The 13,480-nt window shown below is 39.9% G+C and carries 12 protein-coding genes and 2 riboswitches; of the genes, 3 read left to right on the forward strand and 9 right to left on the reverse strand.

Translation table 11 applies throughout. The annotated features are described in order from the left end of the window. Positions 1-220 precede the first annotated feature (220 nt). Positions 221-1,006, forward strand: coding sequence for an HAD family hydrolase (locus KFZ58_RS13555; RefSeq protein WP_235791831.1), 786 nt, complete (start codon positions 221-223; stop codon positions 1,004-1,006). 56 nt (positions 1,007-1,062) lie between these two features. Here the strand turns inward: KFZ58_RS13555 and KFZ58_RS13560 are convergent, their stop codons facing one another. The 3 genes from KFZ58_RS13560 to ggt all read right to left on the reverse strand — a co-directional run bounded on the left by KFZ58_RS13560 (position 1,063) and on the right by ggt (position 4,353). Beyond that, positions 1,063-1,590 carry a chromate transporter gene (locus tag KFZ58_RS13560; protein WP_235791832.1) on the reverse strand — a complete coding sequence of 176 codons (528 nt, stop codon included), beginning with the start codon at positions 1,588-1,590 and terminating at the stop codon, positions 1,063-1,065. After that, positions 1,590-2,165 (reverse strand): chromate transporter, encoded by a 576-nt coding sequence (locus KFZ58_RS13565; protein WP_235791833.1) that lies wholly within the window; start codon positions 2,163-2,165, stop codon positions 1,590-1,592. Before KFZ58_RS13565 ends, KFZ58_RS13560 begins: the two co-directional genes overlap by 1 nt. Positions 2,166-2,739: 574 nt before the next feature. Further along, positions 2,740-4,353, reverse strand: coding sequence for a gamma-glutamyltransferase (gene ggt / locus KFZ58_RS13570; protein WP_235794747.1), 1,614 nt, complete (start codon positions 4,351-4,353; stop codon positions 2,740-2,742). Positions 4,354-4,539: 186 nt separating this feature from the next. Between ggt and KFZ58_RS13575 the strand changes: the two genes are divergently transcribed. Further along, positions 4,540-4,989 carry an Lrp/AsnC family transcriptional regulator gene (locus KFZ58_RS13575; RefSeq protein ID WP_235791834.1) on the forward strand — a complete coding sequence of 150 codons (450 nt, stop codon included), beginning with the start codon at positions 4,540-4,542 and terminating at the stop codon, positions 4,987-4,989. A gap of 210 nt (positions 4,990-5,199) precedes the next feature. Continuing rightward, a complete protein-coding gene (locus tag KFZ58_RS13580) occupies positions 5,200-6,546 on the forward strand; it encodes an alanine/glycine:cation symporter family protein (RefSeq protein ID WP_235791835.1) in 1,347 nt (448 codons plus the stop codon). Between the two features lie 178 nt (positions 6,547-6,724). Here KFZ58_RS13580 and KFZ58_RS13585 read toward each other — a convergent pair whose 3' ends face one another. The 6 genes from KFZ58_RS13585 to leuD form a co-directional block, all read right to left on the reverse strand. After that, positions 6,725-6,913: a hypothetical protein gene (locus tag KFZ58_RS13585; RefSeq protein WP_235791836.1), complete on the reverse strand. Its 189-nt coding sequence runs from the start codon at positions 6,911-6,913 to the stop codon at positions 6,725-6,727. 202 nt (positions 6,914-7,115) lie between these two features. Then, positions 7,116-8,621 (reverse strand): sodium:solute symporter family transporter, encoded by a 1,506-nt coding sequence (locus tag KFZ58_RS13590; RefSeq protein ID WP_235791837.1) that lies wholly within the window; start codon positions 8,619-8,621, stop codon positions 7,116-7,118. 464 nt (positions 8,622-9,085) lie between these two features. Continuing rightward, positions 9,086-9,835 (reverse strand): enoyl-CoA hydratase/isomerase family protein, encoded by a 750-nt coding sequence (locus tag KFZ58_RS13595; RefSeq protein ID WP_235791838.1) that lies wholly within the window; start codon positions 9,833-9,835, stop codon positions 9,086-9,088. A gap of 128 nt (positions 9,836-9,963) precedes the next feature. Then, entirely contained in the window at positions 9,964-11,169 is a 1,206-nt protein-coding gene (locus KFZ58_RS13600; protein ID WP_235791839.1) for a CaiB/BaiF CoA transferase family protein, read from the reverse strand. Between the two features lie 188 nt (positions 11,170-11,357). Beyond that, a riboswitch (SAM riboswitch) is annotated at positions 11,358-11,472 on the reverse strand. A 142-nt stretch (positions 11,473-11,614) separates the two neighbouring features. Then, positions 11,615-11,734, reverse strand: a riboswitch (SAM riboswitch). 155 nt (positions 11,735-11,889) lie between these two features. Next, positions 11,890-12,837, reverse strand: coding sequence for a threonine ammonia-lyase (gene ilvA / locus KFZ58_RS13605; protein ID WP_235791840.1), 948 nt, complete (start codon positions 12,835-12,837; stop codon positions 11,890-11,892). Positions 12,838-12,892: 55 nt separating this feature from the next. Further along, entirely contained in the window at positions 12,893-13,480 is a 588-nt protein-coding gene (leuD, locus tag KFZ58_RS13610) for a 3-isopropylmalate dehydratase small subunit (RefSeq protein WP_235791841.1), read from the reverse strand.

The following is a 13,480-nucleotide window of genomic DNA, read 5'->3' on the forward strand; positions in this document are numbered from 1 at the left end:
TTTTTCAAGAAATTTTAACAGCGTTAAAGCCTCCCTTCCAGCAAAAGTTGCGCATCAATATTAATTTTTATAGAATTTTCACTATAATAAATATATTGATCGAACAGGGAAACTATGTTCATATACAGAAATTTGCCTGCTGAAAATTAACTTCTGACTTCATCCTCACTTTATGATAAGATATGTATATACCATTTCATTTCACACAAAGGAGCACAACATGACCTACAACGTACTTTTTCTCGACATTGATGGAACGATTTTAAAACCTGATCATACGTATACAGATTCAACCAAAGACGCTATTTTACAAGCCAAAAATCAGGGCATTGAGGTTTTTATATGTACGGGGAGACCACTTCATGAAGTAGACACCCTTGCAGGAGAACTAAATGTGGAATCACTTATCGGCTACAACGGCGCGTATGCCGTTTATCAAAATGAAACCATTATTGATGAACCCATTGGCCAAAACTTGGTTCATCAATTTATAAAGATAGCTAACGAATATAATCATGAAATCGTGATGTATACCAGTGAAAAGAATTACTTTACATCATTAGACAGCACTGCGGTTCAACAATTCAATCACGTGTTTCAGCTATCAAAAAATGACGTATACACGAGTGACGTAGCGGATCAAATCATCGGTGCTACCGTGATAAATGTCGATCCTAAAGAAGCCGCGCTATATGAACTGGAGACAAACCTCAGGCTTTCTGTGGTGAATATTGAAGGAGCGCCTCCTTCCTTTGATATAATCCGGGAAAATGTGAACAAGGGAGAAGCGGTAAATACCATTCTTAAACGGTTGAATATCCCGAAAGAACAGGCAATAGCGTTTGGCGACGGAATGAATGACAAAGAAATGCTGCAGGCTGTCGGTGAAGGTTTTGCAATGGAAAACGCACATCCGGATCTCTTTGCCTATGCCAAACACACCACAACCTCTGTAACCGATTCTGGGATTTATCATGGATTGAAAAAATTAGGATTGGTAAAGTAATATATGAAAAAAGCTAAGTCCTGTAAAAAGGTGCTTAGCTTTTTTTATATAGTCCACTATAAAAAGAATCCACCATACACAAATGCCCCAATGATCACAAACGCCGGATGCCATTTAACGCGTTCCAACAGCAAATAACTTACAATAATGATAACTGCCGTTTGCCAAAATCCGATTCCTACTATTGACTCCTGGAAAAAACTCCACGCCATGACACCAAGCAATATGGCTATAACCGGGCGCACATATAAAGTCAATCGCTTCACTTTCGGTGAGTCTTTATATTTTAATAAAATACCAAATAATAAAATCATAATAATGAGCGAAGGAGCAACTGCCGCAAAAACGCCAACAAATGCACCCAACACGCCGCCGACATCATAGCCGATATAGCCGGCCATTTTCGTCGCAATGGGTCCTGGCAATGAATTTCCAAGTGCCAGCACTTCACTAAATTCCTGTACCGTCATCCATCCATACCGGTCAACAACTTCATTCTCAACCAGTGGAATCGATGCAGGTCCTCCACCGTAACCGAGTATTCCAGGTATGAAAAATGCTACAAAAATATCCCAATACTTCATCAAGACGTGCCACCTTCTCTGCTTCCGTCATCCCGCTTTGATTTATCTTTTTGAACCAGTGCAATGACTAGCAACGCCCCGATCACGATCCCAGGATGAACATTCATAAACTGCAGAAGTATAAAAACAATCGCGCTCATTATTCCTGTCTGCAACCAGCCCATCCCGCCTATTGCTTTATCAATAAATTGCCATGTCAGCACTGCCAACATAACACCAACAACCGGGATGACAGCTGCAGTCATCCCCTGCACCCAATCAAAATTTCTGATGGACGATAAAGAAGTCAATAAAACAATCATTAAAATTATCGTTGGTATAATTGATGCCAGAACTGCGTTAATCATTCCCCATAGCCCTGTCACACGATAGCCGATATACCCGGCTAATTTTGTAGCTATTGGTCCCGGCAGCGTGTTTCCCAGCGCCAATAAATCCCCAAATTCATCAGCAGTCATCCATTTATATTTGTCTACAACTTCCTTATGAATGAGCGGGATAGAACCTGGTCCTCCACCATAGCCAAGCATGCCGACTCGAAAGAAAGCTATAAATATATTCCAATGTGTTCTCATACGTCACAAACCTTTACTTATTTTTGAAAGACTGTTTTCTAAAAGACTGTTGCTTTTGACCCAAAAGATATAAAAGACGACTTAATTACTGTTTGCTATAAGTAATTGCTATAGTCGCCGTTCGGGATCGCTCCGGACCGTTGCTTTCCGCGGGCACGGCTTCAGCCTCCTCGAGAAACCCACTCTGCGGGGTCTTCAGACACGTGCTGGAACTGCGCGTAAATGCTCGTCCCACCGAAGACATTTGTTCCCGCAGGAGTCAACGGTCCTCCGCTCACCCGAACTGGTGAGGTGGTTCAATGTTTTGAATACTAATTACTAATGCAATTTAACGGAGTAACGGCAACACTTAGCGGAGGAAACACATGAAGACTCCTGCGGGAGGAAAGGCCTAGGTGAGACCCGGAGTGCTTAGCACGAGGGGGCTCACCAGCCGCCCACGGAAAGCGAAATGTGTTTCCGGAGCGAAGTGTAAGCACCCAACCATCATTAGAATCTTCGCTATGTCGTCTTTTATATCAATTGCAAAGATTTAAAAGCAACAATCCTTACAAAAAGAACCTTTTGAAAAAAATCACCATGCAGAGATCGTTCCGTCCGTCCGGGCTTCTGTCCCCCCAACGAACACACCGGTATCCGGATCACGCCAAATAATCTGTCCACGTCCAAAGCTGTTCGGTTCCAGCTGAATATGTATATCATGCCCTATTTCAGCCAGTTCCTGTGCTAGATGATGGGCAAAGCGATGCTCCACTTCCACTCTTTTATCCTTCATCCATTGCCACCTCGGTGCATCGAGTGCAGCTTGTGGATTCAAGCCGAAATCAATCGTATTCATCACCACCTGAACATGACCCTGTGGTTGCATAAATCCACCCATGACACCGAATGGCCCTACAGGTTGCGCTCCTTTTGTTAAAAATCCGGGAATAATCGTGTGATACGTTTGTTTCCCACCCTGAAGAGCATTGACGTGATCTGGATCCATGGAAAAATTATGACCGCGGTTCTGCAGTGCTATTCCTGTTCCCGGAACGACTATACCAGAGCCAAATCCCATGTAATTACTCTGAATAAAGGAGACCATATTCCCCTCATTATCCGCTGTTGCCAAGTACACCGTCCCACTACCAAAGGGCTCTCCCGCTTCAGGTTGCATCGCTTCCTCCGAAATTAATTTCCTTCGCGTTTGAGCATAAGCTTCACTTAAGATCTGGTTTGAATTGTAGTGCATATGATTTTCCTGCGTTACATGTCGCTGGCCATCTGCAAATGCTAGTTTAATAGCTTCAATTTGTTTATGATAGGTATCCACTGCTTCCTTTTCTTTAAACTCAAACCCTTTTAACATGTTGAGTGCCTGCAGTGCAACAATTCCCTGCCCATTTGGCGGAATTTCCCACACGTCGTATCCTCGGTAATTTACCTTTATTGGATCGACCCATTCCGCCTTATGTTCCGCTAAATCCGTCGACGATAAAAATCCTCCATTTTCTTGTGAGAATGCAGCGATTTTCTCAGCCAGTTCTCCGTGGTAAAAAGATTCCCCATCCGTTTCAGCAATCGACTGTAGTGTTTTTGCATGATCCGGGGATGACCACATTTCCCCTACTTTGGGCGGACGTCCATTTGGCGCGAAGGTTTTAAACCAATTATTGAAAACATCATCGGTTAAGTTCGCTTTAAAATTGGTGTATGCTTTTTTCCAAAATTTACCTAATACAGGGGATATTGGGTACCCTTCTGATGCGTATGTGATAGCTGGTTCCAATACTTCTTTTAATGATAGTTTACCAAATTCCTTCGAAAGCTCGACCCATGCGCTGGGTGCACCAGGTACGGTAACTGGAACCCATCCATGTGTAGGAATCCCGTCGTATCCCTTTTCTTTCACCTTATCGATCGATATACTTTTAGGAGACCGACCGCTTGCATTCAGTCCATGCAGTTTATCTTTTGTCCACACAAGTGCAAATGCATCGCTGCCGATACCATTTGAAGTTGGCTCTACAACAGTCAGACAAGCTGCAGTAGCAATTGCTGCGTCAATCGCATTGCCTCCTTTTTTCAAAATTTCCAACCCGGCTTGTGAGGCTAGCGGCTGTGATGTTGCTACCATACCGTTTTTTGCATATGTTGCATTTCGTGTAACAGGATAAGGTTGAGATTGGTTCGTAAAAGGCATCATCATAAATCGCTCCTTCATCACTAATAATTTCTCTGAATTATATAATATGGTACGAAATTACATCCTATTTGTCAATCAGAAATTAAGTTTTTTATATAAGCAACCTTCATTTTAATTGTTTTAACTAACTTTCACTTTCAATTTGTGTTATGCTGATAGCATAAACTATATATAGGAGTCACTATAATGAAAAATGATGATATCGATAAAAGATTACTTGAAATACTAGCAGAGGACGGTAGGATTTCTTACGTGGAATTAGCGGAAAAAGTAGGTTTATCCCGTGTTGCAGTTAAAGATAGAATTCAAAGTCTCAAAGACGAAGGTGTCATCGAAAAATTTACCGTTGTCATTAATTCAGAAAAGGCCGGAAAAAAAGTGTCTGCCTTCTTTGAAGTGGATGTAGAACCAAAACAACTGCAGCAAGTAGCACAAAATCTCGCCGACAATCCAAGCGTAGCAAGCATCTACCAAATGACTGGTCCAAGCACCCTGCATATGCATGTGCTTGTGGAAGATTTTCAGATGCTGGAAGTGTTTATTAATAATGAATTATATGCGGTGGAAGGGATTACCCGTGTGGAGAGCTCAGTGATTTTGAAACGGTTTAAGAGCCGAACCGGGTATAAGTTATAAGGTGATTTTAATATTTTCATTGCGAAAGAAATTGGGTGGAGTCTCCTCCTAATTTCTTTTCTGTTTTATATAACTAAATAACACCCATTCTTTTAAACGCCCACTTGAAAGTATAATTAATTAACTTTTCACATTCGGCAAAATATAGGAGGTATTGACATTTTCTTAATATTCCTATACCTTTAAAAGTAATTTAAAGGAGGGGATATGGTGTTAGAATGGCTTGAAAACATAAGTGGACAAATAAGCAGTTTTGTCTGGGGTTTACCGTTAATTATTTTATTAGTTGGAACGGGGTTATACTTAACAGTACGATTAATGTTCTTTTCGTTTCGAATGTTACCTTATGCACTGAAAATCACCTTTAACAAACAGGATAAAGATTCCAAAGGTGATATTTCCCATTTCCAGGCGCTTACGACTTCCTTAGCCGCCACTGTTGGGACAGGAAATGTTGTAGGGGTAGCAACAGCTGTTGTGGCAGGTGGCCCTGGTGCCGTGTTTTGGATGTGGATCACAGCACTTGTCGGGATGGCGACGAAATATTCCGAGGCGATTCTCGGTGTAAAATATCGGCAAGAAAACGCCAAAGGGGAAATGTCCGGCGGGCCGATGTATTATCTCGAAAAAGGACTTGGACAAAAATGGCTTGCTATACTGTTTGCCATCTTTGCCGTGTTTGCAGCGATCTTCGGGATTGGTAATATGATCCAGGCAAATGCGGCTGCTGGTGTTGCCAATGATGTGTTCAACATACCACTTTGGGCCACAGGTCTTGTGTTCGCGATTCTCGTTGGACTGGTTATTATCGGCGGAGTTAAAAGTATCGGGCGCGTGACTAGTGTCATCGTGCCGGTTATGATTGTCTTTTATATCATTGCAGGTTTCGTCATCATTTTTATAAATTTCAGTGAAGTACCTGCTGCTTTTGGATTAATCTTCTCGGATGCGTTTACGGGGCAAGCTGTTGCTGGTGGGGCAATTGGAACGGTCATCCAAATGGGGGTTGCTCGCGGACTGTTTTCCAATGAAGCAGGACTTGGTACAGGGGGTATTGCTGCTGCCGCTGCTAAAACGGATATCCCTGCACGTCAGGCACTCATTTCCATGACACAAGTATTCATTGATACGATTATCGTCTGTACGGTTACAGGCCTTGCCCTAACCATGGCGAACTTATATGCAACAGGTGTGGAAGGTGCCGCGCTCACCGCACAGTCTTTCGAAGCATTACTTCCTGCAGGTGGTGACATTATCGTTGCTGTGACACTATTATTCTTTATCTTCTCCACCATTGTTGGGTGGGCTTATTTTGGAGAAAAGTGCTTTACGTATTTGGTTGGCGATAACTTAACCATGATTTACCGGGTTATCTTTGTATTAGCGATCATACCAGGGGCTACGCTGTCTCTTGACACAGTATGGAACTTTGGGGACATTTTCAATGGGTTAATGGCAATTCCGAACTTAGTTGGTTTATTACTATTATCCGGGGTTGTTGTGAAAGAAACGAAACGGTTTAATGAGTTACGCATGTATGAGAAACAGAGAGGATAAAAGGTATAAGCGCCTCGAGCCTAAGAGGCGCTTTACGTATGCTAGATTCATTGAATTCGATTTGCTACTTGAGTCTCTTGTAAAAATATGCTCATGAAACCTGCCTCTAGCGCCTGATTTTGTCAGTCCTCTTTTCACAATCATGATTTGCATCTTTTATCTGGAGAAGATCAAATCACTATGCCCGATTCTTATTTAGATTCAGACTTTCTAAAATAATTTCTGCCAATAACGAACTACCTCTGGCACGAGGACGTTGTTCTTTAATTGTTATTTTTCTATCGATCTCACCTGGCTGACCCCGAAGCATGATAATCCGATCACATAAATGCGTTGATTCATCAATATCATGTGTTACTAGTACCATAGTAGATTGATAGATTTTCCAAACACCAAGCAGCAAGTATTCTGTTTGTTATGTTAGAGTAAAAATTAATCTTTAAAGTACCATTTCCATAATGCTAATACAAAAACGATTGATCCTCCTATTAAACTATAAAGCCAAATCGTTAACATGGGATTAACCCACATAACCCCACCTCCCTTCATATAACTCAGTAAAATAACTGTTATTTTACTGTTTCAGAATAATTTCCTTCGTCCGCAACCTCTGGCGTAGATTTTACTAAGAAAGATCCTATCCATATTGTAGCTACACCTATCAGAGTAGCATAACCACCTGAAGCCATTACACTTCTCTCAATGCCACCGAAGTAAAGAATTAAATATGAGAGTAAACCAACAACCATGGAAACTTCTGCTAATCGGGTAATAGCTTTTCCAGTTTTTTTGCCGTATACTGCATATATTATTGGTCCGAGAGATCCTGCTGATACTCCGGAAACACCTATCCACAAAATGTCTGCCAAGTGTTCTGGCGGGTTAAACACAATAATCATTGCTATTAAACCAACAAGAATAACAGCCCACCTACTAATCCACATTGCAATTTTATTCGCTTTTTTATCATCAACCTTTACTATTCCTTTTTTAACAAAAAATTTTAAGAAGATGTCATTTGCAAAAACGGTCGAAAGAACAACAAACAAACCATCCGTCGTTGACATAACTGCAGCAAGAATCACAATTGCTAAGAAGGCGGATGCAATGATCGGAAAGGCAAATTCGATATATGCAATTAATGCAAAATCAGTAGTTTCTAATTCCGGTAACGCTACACGCGCATATAATCCTCCGAATATTACAACTACACTTAAAAGAGTTGTAATAAAAAAGACTAATAACATCTTTCCCAGATCTTTTTCATTTTTTAATGCTAAAACCTTATTAAAAAGCTGGGGAGAAGATGCAACTCCTGCTTGAATGACAAAGATTCCTAACACTGCACTTAACGAATAGAAGTAAGGTGATTGTGTGTTAAACGTTTCCACTAACTGCTGATTCTGGTTCTGCAAATTAACTGATATATTTGAAAACGCTGTTGTAATATTTCCTTGACCAAAAATAATGATCCCTGATATAAACACAACTACACCAGCAATACACATCAAGACTGCTTGTACAGCATCAGTATAAATATCAGCTATAGTACCTCCAAAGAATACATACGCCATAACAACAACAGCAATTATAATTAATCCCGTAACATATGGTAAATCAAGAAAGTATTGGACAACGCGAGCTCCTGCAGCAAATTGGCTGGCTATATAGAAGATGTTAAATAACATTATAATAGCTGTTCCCACACGAATGATGTCGCTATTATAAAAATCACCAAGCCAGTCTGACAAGGATAATGATTTTTGTTTTGTATTGATCTTTTTTGCTCGTTTTGCAACGATTAAAACACCAGAAGACGCACCTATTATTATCGCTAACATAATCCATAAATTACTGAACCCCCAAGTGTACGAATATGCTGGATATCCCATGAACGTTGCAGCACTTAAAGCGGTAGCTGAGAAAGAAAGACCGAGCACCACCGGCCCTAAACCTGATGAAGCAATTGCAAAATCAGACATAGTTTTCGTTTTCTTAGAGGCAATATAACCTATTCCAAACATCACAGCCATAAACAAAATAAATCCTATCCAAACTAGAGTTTTAAGTTCCATAAATTCCTCCACGTATATGATGTTTGAGCCTAATTTTAAGATAACTTAGAAACAAACATTTAATTTTTAAATATTGATTAAATAACTGACATAGGCAGTATCTTTATAAATGAGGCCGTGCTTGTGAACGCAAGCTTAACGCGAACTTGCTAGCGTTCTAAATTTGCATCCCCCCTATTACCCTAAACCAAGAGGGGTTCCAAATTTAAGGTATCTTCGTGGCCTTATAACACATAGACATTACACATTGACTGTTTCCTAGCTGTTTATCCTCTCTCAATATAGAGTGGATCATGTGTGGATCATAAACCTCCGATATATTCAAGAGCTTGCAGCACTGTAGGAGCTACACTACTAGAGTCATGGAGGAGAAGTGCACATTTTCTCCTTTGTTGGAATTGATTTAAGTAGTAAGCGCAAAGTTATCACGCTTCATTTAAATAAGATTGGTTTTTCTAAATTTACTATTTGAATTTAGGCTCCCTTTTTTCAAGAAATGCATTCACTGCTTCCTTTGTATCTTCCTTATCAATAATAGCAAGGGTTCTAAGATCACCGTCATCTTCAACTTTATTGTAAACCTCTATTTTATTTAAGTATTGCTTCCAATGTTCAACTGCCATCGGACTTTTCTTTTCAATTTTTCTTGCTACTTCAAGTACACGATCCATTAAATTTTCATCTGGTACTACATCAAGAACTCCGCCGTAATGTCTTAGCTCAGAGGCAGAAATGTATTCACCGGTTAATCCAAGATAGCGGACAACTTTATGCGGTACAAGTCTTGATGGTCCATCTCCGGCTCCTACGAGACCAATATTGATTTCCGGAACTCCAACTTTTGCTCTGTCTGATGCAATAATAAGATCACAGCTAGATACTAAAGCCAACCCAGCACCCACGGATGCCCCGGACAATGCTACAATCACAGGGACACGGCAGTTATAGACAGCTTGAATACAATCTAGTACGTGTTGCTTGTATTCTAAATAATTATCACTGGTTATAGAAGAAATATCGTTTACATCATTGCCTGCTATAAATACTTTTCCTTCTGCTCTTAATATAACTACTCGAACAGTACGGTCACTGTTAATCATTTCAAAAGTCTTCTTAATTTCATCATACGCTTGTAAATTTAAAGAATTTACAGGAGGACGGTCTATCGTGACAATACCAATAGAACCCTCTAACTCAAATTTTACAAATTCCATTTTAATAACCTCTTTTCAAGCAAATGTTAATTTTCCTTTTTACAATACTCATCAAATTCAAATGAAGCTACTAATTTTTAAAGGATAATTAATACATTCATAATATCTTAGAATTTTTCGTTTGAACTTTATTTTCCAACTTCTTTATCTTCATACCGAACAACCGCTCCCTCATCAATCATCCTTGAAATATCCTCTTCTGAATACCCGAGACTACTCAATATCTCATTAGCATTTTGACTTAAAAACGGTGGGGGAGAAACAGCCCTATGTGGTGTTTCATTAAATTTTATTGGAACACCAGGTACCATTATTTCTTCGTACCCGGGAATTTTAAGCGGCAAAATCATATCTCTTTCTTTTGTAATCGGACTATCAATTACTTCCTCTATCGTACTGACCGGACCACATGGTACACCTACACCATCAAGAATACGAATCACTTCCTCAGTAGAGTATTGAATGGACCACTTCACAAATCCTTCTTCCAGTATGTCGAAATCATCCAAGCGCTTATTCATATCCCAATATTTCGAATGCTCTGTTTTCCAGTCATAACGGTCGATGGCTTCACAAAATCCATCCCACATTTCATCGGAGAGCGGAGCAATAACAACATATCCATCTTTCGTAGGGAATATACCAGAAAATGTGTAAGAGATTCTTGAGCCCGTCCGCTTGTGACTTACTTTATTTAAAGTAGTGTCTGAGAAATTAAATGCATGTGTAGAAACCATAGAATCTAACATGGAAACATCAATAAGTTGTCCTTTGCCAGTTATAGTTCTAGAATACAAGGCCATTAATGTTCCCAATGCGGCCTGTAAAGGTGTAAAGTGATCTGCCAAATATACTCCAATCGTTGATGGTGACCCATCAGGTTCTCCTGTTAAATGAAGGATTCCACTCATTCCTTGTATGATGGGATCAAAGGCCTTTTTGTTACGAAATGAACCCGTCAGTCCAAACCCGGTTATATGGGTCATTACAATCTGTGGATTTATTTGAGACACCTTATCATACCCGAATCCAAGACGTTCAGGTACTCCGGCAGCATAATTCGTTAGTAGAACATCGGATTCTTCAATAAGCCGATACAGGACATCCCTTCCCTCTTCAGATTTTAAATCCAATGCAATACTTTTCTTATTCCTGTTAACTGAAGTATAATGAAGACTTAACCCCTTATAAATAGGTGTTCGTTTGTGCCCTATATCATCTTTTGCCTCAATCTTTATAACTTCTGCGCCATGATCTGCCAAAATTTGTCCGCAGTACGGTCCGTTAATGGCAGTTCCAATTTCAATTACTTTAATACCATCAATTGCACCCATAATTAGCACTCCTTTATGTAATATTTTTATTTTTTCATTTCTACTAATTAAGGCATATTAAAATAAATAATAAGTCAAACATAGAATATGCCTATTTATTCGTAATCAAATGTACTTACCTTCTTTTTACTGTTCTATTTTTATATTAAAAAACTCCCTTCCTAAGAAGAGAGCTTCATATATTTCTCTTCTTATCTTTCAGGATTACGCTCCTGCAGGATTTAGCACCTTGTTAAGCTGATAAGCCAACTTAATGGTTGCCGGGTATCGTCGGGCCAGTCCCTCCACCACTCTGGATAAGAAATAATACTATTTAATTTTTTCATCGATTCATTCATTAGTTTTCTAATAGGATTACTTAGTTTAAAGATATACGTTTCATACGCATACCTAAAATTTAGAAAACCTCTACCAACTTGGAAGAGGTTTTAATTTCACGCACTCTTCCTCATCTTTCAAGCCTTTAATGCTTGCTGGAAGTAGCACCATCTTACAAAAAAGCATAATTTGTAACGGTTGCCGCAGGATCATAAGACCAGTTTCCTCCCCTGACTCGTTATAAGGAATATTTATATAGTTTTTTATGGTTATTGATACGTATATTACCTTATTCAGAAAAAAATGTCAAGAAGGAAATTTACTACTTTAAGAAGAATGAAGGCTGAAATCGATTGACTGTTTCTGCCTTCATTCTACAATCCTTCAGAATGATCCCTTTTTTCACGCTGAATGATGCAATTTCTCAGCAAGATGCTGGATTTTTGGTAAATTTCCAATATCCATATTTCCGCCGCTGACAATAACACCACAATGACGTGACGCAATATCCTTATGATGTGCAAATAGTGCGCCTAGAGACGCGGCGCCTGCACCTTCCATCAATGTCTTGTTCCGCTCGAGCATATAAACGATAGCAGAAGCGATCTCTTCATCTGAAACGGTTATAATATCATCAACGTACTTACGAATTAGCGGCAATGTATTTTTGCCAGGCTGTTTTACAGCGATGCCTTCAGCAATAGTAGAAACAGACTTCAAATTCCGCGCACTTTGACTATGAAAGCTATCATGCATGGCAGATGCGCCATTTGCTTGAACACCAATAATTTTTATAGCTGGGTTTATATGCTTGGCAGCAACTGCTATACCACTTATAAGTCCTCCGCCGCCAATGGGGACAATAATCGTATCCAGAAGCGGCTCCTGATGCAGCATCTCCATGGCAATCGTGCCCTGGCCTGCCATGACATCATAATCGTCAAACGGATGAATGTAAACAGCTCCCGTTTGCATCTGTCTTTTCATGGAGGCTTCATAGGCTTCCTGAAACGACTCTCCAGTAAGCACAACATCAGCGCCATAGTTTCTTGTTGCATGTACTTTTGCTAGTGGCGTTTTCTCAGGCATGAATATCGTTGCACGCGCGTCTAATTTCGCCGCAGCATGGGCAACACCTTGTGCGTGATTTCCAGCTGAAGCAGTTATAACGCCATTTTTTAATTCTGCATCCGTTAACTGCATTAACTTAAAACTGGCACCTCTGAACTTAAATGCGCCCGTTTTTTGTTGATTCTCCATTTTAAAATAGATATTTTTTTCGAGTAATTTGTTGGTCGTCTTTGATGTTAGTAAAGGTGTGCGATGGACAATGGGTGTTAAGCTTTCCATCGCCGCACGAACCTTTTCACCTGTTAAGCAATCCCCAATGGTTTCACTCTCCTCATTATTTTCCTAAAGCTTTTTCATATGCCTCAATTTCATCCTCGAGCTTTAAGGTTAAGGCTATTTCATCCAATCCATTTAATAATTTTTCCTTATGAAATGCCGGGATATCAAAATTCACCTCATGTTGGTTCCCATCAACGATCCGCTGCCCTTCTAGATCTACATCTAATACCAATGTAGATTCTTCAGCCTGGCGCATCCATTGATTTAACATGGATTCGTCCAGTTGAATTGGAATAATTCCATTTTTTAAGGCATTGTTGTAAAAAATATCAGCAAAGCTCGGAGCTATAATAACACGAAAACCGTAATCTAACAATGCCCAGGGTGCATGCTCTCTAGAAGAACCGCAGCCGAAGTTCTCCCCGGCTAACAAAATCGATGCACCTTGGTACGTGGGGTTGTTTAATTCAAAATCATCCCGCTCATTCCCGTTATCATCAAATCGCCAATTATAAAAGAGAAATTGACCAAATCCGGTTCGTTCAATACGTTTTAAAAATTGTTTCGGTATAATCTGATCCGTATCAACATTTGTTCGGTTTAAAGGGTAAACTAATCCCTTGTGTTCCCGAATTGCTTCCAT

Source organism: Virgibacillus sp. NKC19-16 (assembly GCF_021560035.1).
In the GTDB taxonomy this organism is placed as follows: domain Bacteria; phylum Bacillota; class Bacilli; order Bacillales; family Amphibacillaceae; genus Virgibacillus_L; species Virgibacillus_L salidurans.

What these genes read in the sequence shown, in the direction of transcription:
- KFZ58_RS13555 (WP_235791831.1), top strand. Translation starts at nt 221, where the DNA reads ATGACCTACAACGTACTTTTTCTCGACATTGATGGAACGATTTTAAAA.
- KFZ58_RS13560 (WP_235791832.1), bottom strand. Translation starts at nt 1,590, where the DNA reads ATGAAGTATTGGGATATTTTTGTAGCATTTTTCATACCTGGAATACTC.
- KFZ58_RS13565 (WP_235791833.1), bottom strand. Translation starts at nt 2,165, where the DNA reads ATGAGAACACATTGGAATATATTTATAGCTTTCTTTCGAGTCGGCATG.
- ggt (WP_235794747.1), bottom strand. Translation starts at nt 4,353, where the DNA reads ATGATGCCTTTTACGAACCAATCTCAACCTTATCCTGTTACACGAAAT.
- KFZ58_RS13575 (WP_235791834.1), top strand. Translation starts at nt 4,540, where the DNA reads ATGAAAAATGATGATATCGATAAAAGATTACTTGAAATACTAGCAGAG.
- KFZ58_RS13585 (WP_235791836.1), bottom strand. Translation starts at nt 6,913, where the DNA reads ATGGTACTAGTAACACATGATATTGATGAATCAACGCATTTATGTGAT.
- KFZ58_RS13590 (WP_235791837.1), bottom strand. Translation starts at nt 8,621, where the DNA reads ATGGAACTTAAAACTCTAGTTTGGATAGGATTTATTTTGTTTATGGCT.
- KFZ58_RS13595 (WP_235791838.1), bottom strand. Translation starts at nt 9,835, where the DNA reads ATGGAATTTGTAAAATTTGAGTTAGAGGGTTCTATTGGTATTGTCACG.
- KFZ58_RS13600 (WP_235791839.1), bottom strand. Translation starts at nt 11,169, where the DNA reads ATGGGTGCAATTGATGGTATTAAAGTAATTGAAATTGGAACTGCCATT.
- ilvA (WP_235791840.1), bottom strand. Translation starts at nt 12,837, where the DNA reads ATGGAAAGCTTAACACCCATTGTCCATCGCACACCTTTACTAACATCA.
- leuD (WP_235791841.1), bottom strand. Translation starts at nt 13,480, where the DNA reads ATGGAAGCAATTCGGGAACACAAGGGATTAGTTTACCCTTTAAACCGA.